Raw genomic sequence first — 10,822 nt, forward strand, 5'->3', positions numbered from 1 at the left:
CGCCGAACAGAATGCCGCAGTGGTCCTGCCCGAACCATTCGTCAGATGGTTCGCTGAAAAGGGCTGGGCGCCGCGTGCCCATCAGCTCGAGCTTTTGGCGCGGGCTCAGGCCGGCCAGTCGGTGCTGCTGATCGCGCCGACCGGCGCCGGCAAGACGCTGGCCGGCTTCATGCCCTCGCTCACCGAGCTCGCCAACCGTCCCAGGCGGAAACCCGGCCAGGCGCATCGCGGCATCCACACGCTCTACATCTCGCCGCTCAAGGCGCTCGCCGTCGACATCGAGCGCAATCTCGGCAAGCCGGTCGAGGAGATCGGCCTGGGTGTAACTGTCGAGACGCGCACCGGCGACACGCCCTCGCACAAGCGCCAGCGACAGAAGCTGGCGCCGCCCGACATCCTGCTCACCACGCCCGAACAATTGGCGCTGCTGATCGCGGCCGGCGACGCCCGGCGCTTCTTCGAGGATCTGCGCTATGTCGTGCTCGACGAGCTGCATTCGCTGGTGACTTCGAAGCGCGGCCATCTCCTGGCGCTCGGCCTGGCTAGGCTGCGCAACTTTGTGCCCGGACTGCAGACGATCGGATTGTCGGCAACGGTGGCCGAACCGGACGAGTTGCGGCGCTGGCTGGTCAGCCAGAATCCACCCGATGACATGGCCGAATTGATCGTCGTCACCGGCGGCGCCAAGCCGGAAATCTCCATCCTCGATTCGGAAGAGCACGTGCCGTGGGCGGGACATTCCGCCCGTTACGCCACGCCGGAGATCTATCGCGAGATCAAGCGCCACAAGACGACCTTGCTGTTCGTCAACACCCGTAGCCAGGCCGAGCTGCTGTTCCAGGAATTATGGCGGGTCAATGAGGACACGCTGCCGATCGCGCTGCACCACGGTTCGCTGGATGTCGCGCAGCGCCGCCGCGTCGAGAAGGCGATGGGCGAGAATGCGCTGCGCGCCATCGTCGCCACCTCGACGCTCGATCTCGGCATCGACTGGGGCGATGTCGATCTGGTCGTTCATGTCGGCGCGCCGAAGGGGGCCAGCCGGCTGGCGCAGCGGATCGGCCGCGCCAACCATCGCATGGACGAACCGTCGAAAGCGATCCTGATCCCCGCCAACCGCTTCGAGGTGCTGGAGTGCCGGGCGGCCCTCGACGCCAACTATCTTGGCGCGCAGGACACGCCGCCGCTGGTCGATGGCGGGCTCGACGTGCTGGCCCAGCATGTCCTGGGTTGCGCCTGTGGCGCGCCATTCCACGCCGACGCGCTGTTCGAGGAGGTCAGATCGGCGGCGCCTTATGCCAGCCTCGACCGGCCGACATTCGACCGGGTGATAGATTTCGTCGCCACCGGTGGCTACGCCTTGAAGAACTACGAGCGCTACGCCCGCATCCGCCTGAACAAGGACGGGATGTGGCGCGTATCCAATCCTCGCGTCGCCCAGCAGTACCGGCTGAACGTCGGCACCATCATCGAGGTGCCGGCCCTCAACGTGCGCTACGTGCAGGCCGGCAGCAAAGGGTCGGCTTCGCGCGGCGGCCGGGTCCTCGGCAAGATCGAGGAGGCGTTCCTGGAGACGCTGACTCATGGCGATACCTTCATGTTTGCCGGGAAGGTGCTGCGCTTCGAAGGCATTCGCGAGAATGAATGCTTCGTGTCGAACGCGCCCGGCAGCGATGCCAAGGTGCCCTACTATGGCGGCGGCAAGTTTCCGCTTTCGACCTATCTCGCCGAGCAGGTGCGCGCCATGCTGGACGATCCGCGGCGTTGGAAGAAGCTGCCGGAGCAGGTCGCCGACTGGCTGCGTTTCCAGGCCGACAAGTCGGTGCTGCCCAAACGCGACGATCTCCTGATAGAAACTTTTCCGCGCGGCAACCGCCACTATCTGGTCGCCTATCCGTTCGAGGGCAGGCTGGCGCACCAGACGCTCGGCATGTTGCTCACCCGCCGGCTCGACAGGGCGGGCGCCAGGCCGCTCGGCTTCGTCGCCACCGACTATGCGCTTGCCATATGGTCGCTGGCCGACATGGGCATGATGTTCAGGGCGAAAAGACCTTCCTTGCCTACCCTCTTCGACCAGGACATGCTGGGTGACGATCTCGAGGCGTGGTTCGCCGACAGTTGGCTGCTGAAACGCACCTTCCGCAATTGCGCGCTGATCTCGGGACTGATCGAGAAACGCCACCCGGGCAAGGAGAAGAGCGGCCGCCAGGTCACCGTATCTACCGATCTCGTCTATGACGTGCTGCGCAGCCACGAGCCCGATCATATCCTGCTGCAGGCGACGCGTGCCGATGCGGCGACTGGTCTGCTCGATGTCAGCAGGCTTGCCGAGATGCTCTCGCGCATCAAGGGTCGAATCGTGCATAAGAATCTCGAGCAGATATCGCCGCTTGCCGTGCCGATCATGCTCGAGATCGGCAAGATGCCGGTGCATGGCGAAGCGGACGAAACACTGCTGATGGATGCGGCGACGCTGGTCGAGGAGGCCATGGGGCCCGGAATGAGCGAGGCATGAATTTTTCGCTGACACGCGTATCGCTGATTGCCGAGGCCGATCTTGTCGGCATCGCCGGCGAACGCGCGGTCTGCGATCCGCGCGGCGTGCTCTACTTCCCCGATCTGCGGGTGCTCGCGGTGTCGGATCTGCATCTGGAGAAGGGCTCCTCCTTCGCCAGGCGCGGCGCGCTGATCCCGCCCTACGATACGGGTGCGACGCTGCTCAGGCTGCAGGCGGTGATCGCCGATTACCAGCCGGCGATCGTCATCAGCCTTGGCGATTCTTTCCACGACGGCGGCGGCGCGGCGCGTATGCATGAAAGCTTTCGCGAGCGACTGGAAAGCCTGATCGCCGGCCGCGACTGGTTCTGGATCGCCGGCAACCACGATCCGGACGCGCCGGCCGACCTGCCCGGCGAGACCGTGCGCGAGCTTGCCATCGGGTCTCTCCTCTTCAGGCACGAGCCGTCCAAGGTGCGCGTGGAGGGCGAGATATCAGGCCACCTCCATCCTTGCGCCCGGATCGTCCAGCAAGGGCGCTCGGTGCGGCGGCGCTGCTTCGCCGCCGACGGCGGCCGCATGATCATGCCGGCCTTCGGCGCCTATACCGGCTCGCTCAACGTGCTCGACCGCGCCTATGCCGGCCTGTTCCGTCGCGAGACGCTGATGGCCTATATGCTCGGCGCCGAGCGCATCTTCGCCATTGCCGGCTCGATGCTGCGGCCGGGCTGAGCTGAAAATTGCTTTAGGGTAGCATCACGGTTGCGCCGGTCGTCTGCCGCGCTTCGAGCCGGCGATGCGCTTCGGCCACTTCGGCGAGCGGCATCCGGGCGTGCACGGGGATTTTCACGGCACCGCTCAGCACGACGCGGAAGAGTTCTTCGCTCATGGCGACGACGTCCTCGCGCCTGGCGAGGTGATGGAACAACAGCGGCCAGGTGGCGAACAGCGAGCCTTTCTGCATCAGCAGCATGATGTCGAACGGCGGGATCGATCCTGCCGCCGTGCCGAAGCTGACAAAGGTGCCAAGGGGCCGCAGGCAATCGAGCGAGGCCGGAAAGGTCGCCTTGCCGACGCCGTCGTAGACGACGTGACAGCCTTGGCCATCAGTGATCTCCCTCACCCGCGCGGCAAAGTCTTCCCTGCCATAGTCGATGACATGGTCGCAGCCATTGGCGCGCGCGAGTTCAGCCTTCTCAGGCGAACCGACGGTGCCGATGACGGTGGCGCCGAGATGCTTCGCCCATTGCGTCAGGATGAGGCCGACGCCGCCCGCCGCGGCCTGCACGAGGACGGTGTGGCCCGCCTCGACGCGAAACGTGCGGCGCAGCAGATATTGCGCCGTCAGCCCCTTCAGCATCATCGCCGCGCCGGTCTCGAAGTCTATGGCGTCGGGCAGATGGACGACAAAATGCGCCGGCACGATGCGTTCCTCGGCATAGGCGCCCAGCGTCTCGACATAGGCGACACGATCGCCGGGCGCGAAGCCGCTCACCCCTTCGCCGACGGCGACGATCTCGCCGGCGCCTTCATTGCCCGGCGTGAATGGCAAAGCGGACGGCGCATATTCGCCGGTGCGGAAATAGATGTCGACGAAGTTGAGGCCGACCGCCCGGTTGCGCACGCGGACCTCGCCGGTTCCGGGCTGGCCGATGTCGACATCTTCATAGGCAAGCACATCTGGGCCGCCATGGCGGTGGACGCGGATCGCTTTCATGGATTTCTTCCTTGCGCTGTCTCGTGGCAGGGAGATAGCGCGTGGCGCGATATCATTGTAGGCTGATATCCATGACATCAGAGTTCAAGGATCATGATATCTGACCAGATTGGCATCGACCTTCTTCGCACCTATGTGGCGGTCTGCCGGCAGGGCAGCCTGAGCAGGGTCGCGGCGCAGACCGGCAGAACCCAATCGTCGCTGAGCATGCAGATGCGGCGGCTCGAAGGATTGCTGCAACGGCACCTGTTTCAACGCACCGGCCGCGGCGTCGTGCCAACCGCGGAGGGGGAACTTTTTCTGGGATACGCGACCCGCATCCTGGCTCTGGGCGACGAGGCGGTGGCGCGCCTGCAGCAGGCCGGCATAGGCGGCGGGGTGCGTATCGGCCTCGCCGAGGAGGTCACGACGGCGGCGCTGTCGGCAGCGCTCGGGCGGCTTCATCGCACCTATCCCGATATCAGCATTGACGCGACGGTCGAGCACAGCGTCGCGCTGGGACGGCTTTGGAGTGAGGATGCGCTGGACGTCATGATCGCCCCGACGTCCGTCGTCGCGGCCGATGCCCTGACGACGTGGAACGTCGAACTGCAGTGGGTCTGCGCACAGGACTACGAGCTGGATGCGGAGCGGCCGCTCGATCTCGTCGCCTTTGGCGCAACCTGCCCTTGGCGCAGGCGTATGATCGAGGCGCTGCTTGCCGCCGGCAGGGAGCACAGGATCGGCTTGTCGTGCCAGAGCGTTACCGGCCTACAGGCAGCGATCGAGAATGGGCTGGGCGTCGGTCTGCTTTCGCCCGAATCGGTGCGCCCCGCTTCGATGCGGGTGCTCAAGACATCGGCTGGCGTTCCCGAGACGCTCACAGTCCAATACGGTCTTTACGCACACGACCGACGGACAGCCGTCGTCGATGCCGCGATCGAAATCTTGCTGAAGGACTTGCCGGCGGCGTCACGGGCACGGGCCGCATGACGGAGAGAACGCGCTACCGGCCGTAATAGAGGGTGACCGTGTGCTTCGCCTCGGCGAAGAACAGCCAGCGCTCGACCAGCATGCCGGCGAGCTGGAGCAGAGCGGCGATCACCGAGAGCACAGCGGCAGCCGGCCAGGTCAGAACGAATGCTCCGGCAAGCAGCAGGGCCGGTAAGGCAAAGGCCAGGACCTGCGTGATCTGCCGCAGCTTGGCGGCATGTTTGCGCGCGATGCGAAAACCCATTTCCTTGAGCAGATAGTTTTCCTCGGTATGCGGCCACTCGAGCGACCGCACCGTGCCGCCGGCAAGGCCGGTCGCGGTGTTGGCGGTAGTCGGGATTTCCAGTTCGTCGTTGTGCCGCCACGTCGCCAGCTTCCAGCCCCAGCCGAGCAAGGTTAGGACCAGCGCGAACGCCAGCACGGCTCTCGATCCGCCACCGAAACCCTGCAGCAACGCGTTGAAAAGCACGCCGCCGGTCATCGCCGAGAAGATCAGATAGCCGGGCAGGGTGAAGCGGCTATGCCACTGCGCGATCGGCTTCAGCGAGGCATAGATCATGCCTGTGGTGCAGACCGTGGCGACCGCGCCGACAGCCGCCAGCAATCCGGCGACCGCCACCCAGCCGCCGCTGCGGCCCAAGAACACCCAGCCGATGCCGAACAGTCCCGCCGGGATGAAAGTCGCCACCGATGAGACCCCCTCGCGCGACAGCCAGGAACTGCGCCATTGCGAGAACGCCCGCCAGGCGCGCTCCGGTCGGCCGAGATGGCCGGCCGACGACAGAAGGCCGGCCGCGATCAGGCCGAGCGCCAGTCCCATGCCGACGAGCCCGAGCCAGAAGTCGGGTTCGACAAAGCCCAGCCCGCCGAGCACGCCAAGCAGCGCCAGCAGGCCGTAGCCGGCGCCTGTGGCAGTGGTGAAGAAGACGACGGAGAAAGCGGGATGCATGGCCGGGATGCTAGTTCGAAAGCATGCGGTCGATCCAGCCGAGGAAGCCGCCTTCGGCCCGCACCGGCTCCAGCGCCGGCGCCGGCACCTTGGCGGCGCGTTCCGTATGGGCGCGCGGCGGCAGATACTTGTTGGCCGGGCGGTAGCCGAGTTCCGGCATCAGGTCGACGCCGCCGCGCGCCGTCACCAGCTGCGACACGGCTGATGCCGGATCGCCGAGATCGCCGAAATGCCGGGCGCTGGTCGGGCAGGCCGCCACGCAGGCCGGCACGCGGTCCTCCTCGGCCAGATTGTCGTTGTAGATGCGGTCGACGCAGAGCGTGCATTTCTTCATCACGCCGACCTGCGTGTCGAACTCGCGCGCGCCGTAGGGGCAGGCCCAGCTGCACAGTTTGCAGCCGATGCATTTGTCCTCGTCGACCAGCACGATGCCGTCCGACGCCCGCTTGTAGGAGGCGCCCGTCGGGCAGACGGTGACGCAGGCCGGCGTCTCGCAATGCAGGCAGGAGCGCGGGAAGTTGACGGTGCGCCCGCCCATCTCGGTCGTGTGCTCATAGGCGTGCACGCGGTTGAACCAGACGCCGTCGACATGCCCGCCATAGGGATCGATATCGGTCAGCGGCGCCATATGGCCGCCGGTGTTCCACTCCTTGCAGGCGGTGACGCAGGCCTGACAGCCGACGCAGGTGTCGAGGTCGATCACCAGGCCGAGTTTCTTGTCGGTTTGCGCGGGAAGGCAGGTCATTCGGCGGCTTCCCTCTTCATGCGGAATTCGGCGCCGTACTGAAGCATGTCAGGCGAGGGCTGGAAGCGCGGCGGCTCCCGGAAGCGCTCGAACTGCGGCTCGGTGAAGCCCGCTTCCTCCGCCGCGCATTTGACAATCCGCACCCGGACGTCGAACCATGCCGCCTGTCCGGTCACAGGGTCGGAGTTCGAATAGCGCTTGCCGCTGGCGTCCGCCGCGGTCTGGTCGCCGATGATGTGGTTGAGCAGGAAGCCGCGATTGCTCTCCGCCGCATCATCCTTCAGCCCCCAGCTGCCGCGCCGCTTGCCGATGGCGTTCCAGGTCCACACCGTGTCGGGGTTGACGCCGTCGACCAGCTTGATCTGTCCCTTCACCCGGCCGTTGACGCTCTCGATCCATACCCAGTCGTCGTCGACAAGGCCGAGATCGGCGGCGGTCTTGGCATGCACGAACAGCCGGTTCTGGCTGGTGATCTGCCTCAGCCACGCATTCTGCGAGCCCCAGGAATGGTACATGTGCATCGGCCTCTGCGTCAGCGCATGCAGCGGATATTGTTCGAGGTCGACGGCGTCTTCCTCGAATGGCGCGTACCAGAACGGCAGCGGGTCCATGTAGGCTTCGATGCGGCCGCGTTCCGCCTCCGGCGGCTGCACTGTCCCATGGCCGCGCGCGGCCAGCCGGAAGCGCTGCATCGGCTCGGAATAGAGCTGGAAGACGATTGGCTCGGCCTTGGCGATGAAGCCCATCTCAGCCGCGAAGTCGAGATAGGCGCGGTTGCCCATCTTGTAATAGCGCTGGTCGGCGGAAAAATCGTGGTGCCAGAAGCCGCCATTGTCGATGTAGCGCTGCAATTGATCGGGATTGGCTTCGCCTCTGCCGATCGAGCTTCCGTCCTTGCCGCGCCAGCCGGCGAGCGGACCGATGCCGGGCGTGCGCTCGTGGTTGACGATGTAGTCGGCATAGTCGCGGTACTTGGGCGAGCCGTCGGCGTTGACGAAACCGGGCAGGCCGAGCCGCGCGCCGAGCTCGATCATCACCGACTGGAACGGCCTGACGTCGCGGTCAGGCTCGACGACGGGATGGCGGATTGCGTCACCAGGCCCGTCGGCATGGCTGATCGGCCGGTCGAGCAGGCTGATGCAGTCATGCCGCTCGAGATAGGTGGTGTCCGGCAGCACCAGGTCGGCGAACGGCACGGTCTCCGAGTAGTAGGCGTCGGAATAGATGATGAAGGGGATCTTGTAGTCGCCCGACGCATCCTTGTCGGTGAGCATGCGAATCGTCTCGACCGTGTTCATCGAGGAATTCCAAGCCATGTTCGACATGTACATCAATAGCGTGTCGATCGGGTAGGGATCACCCGCCCAGGCATTGCGGATGACCGAGTGCATCAGGCCGTGCGCGGCTAAAGGCGCCTCCCAGGAATAGGCCTTGTCGATGCGTGTCGGCGTGCCGGCCCCGTCGACCAGCAGGTCGTCCGGCCCGCAGACGAAGCCGAGCGGCATGCCTTCCAGCGGCGTCATCGGGCGGACGTCCTTGCCCGCCGGCTTCGGCCCCGGCGGCGCCGGGCGCGGATAGGGCGGCTTGAAGCGGAAGCCACCCGGCACGTCCACGGTGCCCAGCAGCACCTGCAGCAGATGGATGGCGCGGCAGGTGTGAAAACCGTTGGAATGGGCCGAGATGCCGCGCATGGCGTGCATGGAGATCGGCCGCCCCTTGATCGTCTCGTGCCGGCGCCCGGCCCAGTCTGTCCAGGCCACCGGCAGTTCGATCGTCTGCTCGAAGGCGACATGCGCCAGCTCCGCCGCGATCCGGCGGATCGTGTCGGCGCTGACGCCGCAGCGGCCGGCGACCGCGTCGGGCGAATAGCTGTCGTTGAGATAGCGGTCGGCGATAAGCTGAAACACCGGAACGCAGCGGCGGCCGTTGACCGTATGGCTGCCGGTCAGCGCCGGTTTCGCGTTGGGGTCGGCAGCCCGGACCGGTGTCTTCGCAACCCTGTCCCAGGCGAGCGGATGGCCGGCGGCGTCGCGAACGAAGAGCCCGTCATCGGAGGTTCCCGGCTCCTGGATGACGAGCACATGGGCGTTGGTGTAGCGCAGCAGATAGTCGAGATCGACGCGGCCGGCCTTGAGCAACTCGTGGACCAGCGCCAGCACGAACAGGCCATCGGTGCCCGGCCTGATGCCGATCCAGTCGTCGGCGATCGCATTGTAGCCGGTGCGGCACGGATTGATCGAGACGACCTTGGCGCCGCGCGCCTTGAGCTTGCCGAGGCCGATCTTGATCGGGTTGGAATCGTGGTCTTCGGCGACGCCGAAGAGCATGAAGTATTTCGTGTTGTCCCAGTCGGGCTCGCCGAACTCCCAGAACGAGCCGCCGATCGTGTAGAGGCCGCCGGCCGCCATGTTGACCGAGCAGAAGCCGCCATGGGCGGCGAAGTTCGGCGTGCCGAACTGGCTTGCCCACCAGCCGGTCAGGGATTGCGACTGGTCGCGTCCGGTGAAGAAGGCGAGCTTCTTGGGATCGCTCCGGCGTATCGCCGAGAGCCGCTCGGTCGCGATCGAAAGTGCTTCCTCCCATTCGATCTCACGGAATTCGCCCGAGCCGCGCGGGCCGCGGCGCAACAGCGGCTTCTTCAGCCGCGCCGGACTGTAGTGCTGCATGATGCCGGCGCTGCCCTTGCCGCAGATCACGCCGCGATTGACCGGATGGTCCTTGTTGCCGTTGATATAGCGGACCTTGCCGTCCTTGATATGGACGTCGATGCCGCAGCGGCAGGCGCACATATAGCAAGTGGTCTTGGCGATCCGGTCGGAGACGCCTGGCGAAGTGTCGACGCCGTCGCCCTCGTCGGGCGCGCGCGTGTCGGCCAGCGGCCGCTGCGACGGGGCGGAATTTGCGCCGCGCGGCGCGCCGTGGCTCATTGTTCCCGGATGCTCTGGCGGCTCGCGATCTTGGCTTTCGTCTTCGGTCCGGGACCGCGCATATAGTGCTGTTCAGGGTGGTAGCGATCGCTGGCGAGCCGCCGCTTCAGGCCACGGGTCCAGTGCGCGAACAGCGATTTGAAGCGCCCCATCATTTCCAACTCTTGCGGCGCGGCCGCCAATTTTTTCCAACTTCCAGTGAAAACTTAGAACAAAGCAATCGATCTGTCTAACAAGTTGCTCTTGTAATTCCGATCGATTTTGCTTCTTAATTGCGCATGACCCTTGAACAGTTGCGCATCTTCGTCGCCGTCGCCGAACGCGGCCATATGACCAAGGCGGCCGAGCTTCTGGGCATCTCGCAGTCGGCCGCCTCGGCTGCCATCCGCGCGCTCGAGCAGCAGCATGGGGTGCGGCTGTTCGACCGCGTCGGCCGCAACATCGAGCTGGCGCAGACCGGGCGCAGGTTCCTGCCCGAGGCCAAGGCGGTGCTCGAGCGCGCTGCCGCCGCGACCAATGTGCTGGAGCATGTCTCTCAGACGGTCACCGGCAGCCTGTCGATCGCTGCCAGCCAGACCATTGCCAGCTACTGGCTGCCGCGCCGGCTGGCCGCCTTCCACGAGGCCTATCCCGCCGTCAGGCTGAATGTCAGCATCGGCAACACCAGCCAGGTCGAGACCCATGTGCTCGACGGCACGGCGGATTTCGGCCTGGTCGAGGGGCGCACCGAATCCGACATCCTGCGGCGCGCCAAGGTCGATGTGGATCGGCTGCTGCTGGTCGTCGCCCCCACGCACCCGAAAATCGCCGAACATGGGCGCGGCCACCCCGACATCAGGGAGCTGCGCTGGATCATCAGGGAAGGCGGCTCGGGCACGCGCGAGGCGCTGGAAGATCTCGCGCGCCGCGAGGCGGTGCCGTTCGCGGATCTCAGGATATTCCTCGTCCTGCCGAGCAACGAGGCGATCCGCCAGGCGGTCGAGGCGGGCGCCGGCGCCACCATCATCTCGGAACTC

At 65.9% G+C, this 10,822-nt stretch carries 9 protein-coding genes; 4 read left to right on the forward strand and 5 right to left on the reverse strand.

Annotation, left to right across the window (positions count from 1 at the left end; all coding sequences use genetic code 11):
* The coding region (locus EN738_RS22765; RefSeq protein WP_127285685.1) for a ligase-associated DNA damage response DEXH box helicase at positions 1-2,515 on the forward strand (2,515 nt) is incomplete at its 5' end.
* On the forward strand, positions 2,512-3,228 hold the full coding sequence (pdeM, locus tag EN738_RS22770; RefSeq protein WP_127285686.1) for a ligase-associated DNA damage response endonuclease PdeM: 717 nt from the start codon (positions 2,512-2,514) through the stop codon (positions 3,226-3,228). The genes EN738_RS22765 and pdeM, both read left to right, overlap by 4 nt.
* A gap of 13 nt (positions 3,229-3,241) precedes the next feature.
* Here the strand turns inward: pdeM and EN738_RS22775 are convergent, their stop codons facing one another.
* On the reverse strand, positions 3,242-4,213 hold the full coding sequence (locus EN738_RS22775; RefSeq protein WP_127285687.1) for a quinone oxidoreductase: 972 nt from the start codon (positions 4,211-4,213) through the stop codon (positions 3,242-3,244).
* Positions 4,214-4,306: 93 nt separating this feature from the next.
* Between EN738_RS22775 and EN738_RS22780 the strand changes: the two genes are divergently transcribed.
* Entirely contained in the window at positions 4,307-5,185 is an 879-nt protein-coding gene (locus tag EN738_RS22780) for a LysR substrate-binding domain-containing protein (RefSeq protein ID WP_127285688.1), read from the forward strand.
* 13 nt (positions 5,186-5,198) lie between these two features.
* Here the strand turns inward: EN738_RS22780 and EN738_RS22785 are convergent, their stop codons facing one another.
* From EN738_RS22785 to EN738_RS22800, 4 genes are read right to left on the reverse strand one after another with little or no spacing between them, the layout of a single operon-like run.
* Complete coding sequence (locus EN738_RS22785; RefSeq protein WP_127285689.1) at positions 5,199-6,134, reverse strand: DmsC/YnfH family molybdoenzyme membrane anchor subunit; 936 nt, start codon at positions 6,132-6,134, stop codon at positions 5,199-5,201.
* Between the two features lie 10 nt (positions 6,135-6,144).
* Positions 6,145-6,879 (reverse strand): 4Fe-4S dicluster domain-containing protein, encoded by a 735-nt coding sequence (locus tag EN738_RS22790; protein ID WP_127285690.1) that lies wholly within the window; start codon positions 6,877-6,879, stop codon positions 6,145-6,147.
* Positions 6,876-9,806: a molybdopterin oxidoreductase family protein gene (locus EN738_RS22795; RefSeq protein WP_127285691.1), complete on the reverse strand. Its 2,931-nt coding sequence runs from the start codon at positions 9,804-9,806 to the stop codon at positions 6,876-6,878. The genes EN738_RS22790 and EN738_RS22795 overlap by 4 nt, the downstream gene beginning before the upstream one ends.
* Positions 9,803-9,988 (reverse strand): hypothetical protein, encoded by a 186-nt coding sequence (locus EN738_RS22800; protein ID WP_127285692.1) that lies wholly within the window; start codon positions 9,986-9,988, stop codon positions 9,803-9,805. The genes EN738_RS22795 and EN738_RS22800 overlap by 4 nt, the downstream gene beginning before the upstream one ends.
* 96 nt (positions 9,989-10,084) lie before the next feature.
* On the opposite strand from EN738_RS22800, the gene EN738_RS22805 reads away from it, so the two are divergent.
* Positions 10,085-10,822 (forward strand): LysR substrate-binding domain-containing protein (locus EN738_RS22805; RefSeq protein ID WP_127285693.1); only part of this gene is annotated, 738 nt, incomplete at its 3' end.

Source organism: Mesorhizobium sp. M4B.F.Ca.ET.017.02.2.1 (assembly GCF_003998955.1).
Lineage (GTDB): Bacteria > Pseudomonadota > Alphaproteobacteria > Rhizobiales > Rhizobiaceae > Mesorhizobium > Mesorhizobium abyssinicae.

Bases quoted from the DNA above. Each gene is read 5' to 3' on its own strand.
- EN738_RS22790 (WP_127285690.1), bottom strand. From the start codon at position 6,879: ATGACCTGCCTTCCCGCGCAAACCGACAAGAAACTCGGCCTGGTGATC.
- EN738_RS22780 (WP_127285688.1), top strand. From the start codon at position 4,307: ATGATATCTGACCAGATTGGCATCGACCTTCTTCGCACCTATGTGGCG.
- EN738_RS22795 (WP_127285691.1), bottom strand. From the start codon at position 9,806: ATGAGCCACGGCGCGCCGCGCGGCGCAAATTCCGCCCCGTCGCAGCGG.
- EN738_RS22785 (WP_127285689.1), bottom strand. From the start codon at position 6,134: ATGCATCCCGCTTTCTCCGTCGTCTTCTTCACCACTGCCACAGGCGCC.
- EN738_RS22775 (WP_127285687.1), bottom strand. From the start codon at position 4,213: ATGAAAGCGATCCGCGTCCACCGCCATGGCGGCCCAGATGTGCTTGCC.
- pdeM (WP_127285686.1), top strand. From the start codon at position 2,512: ATGAATTTTTCGCTGACACGCGTATCGCTGATTGCCGAGGCCGATCTT.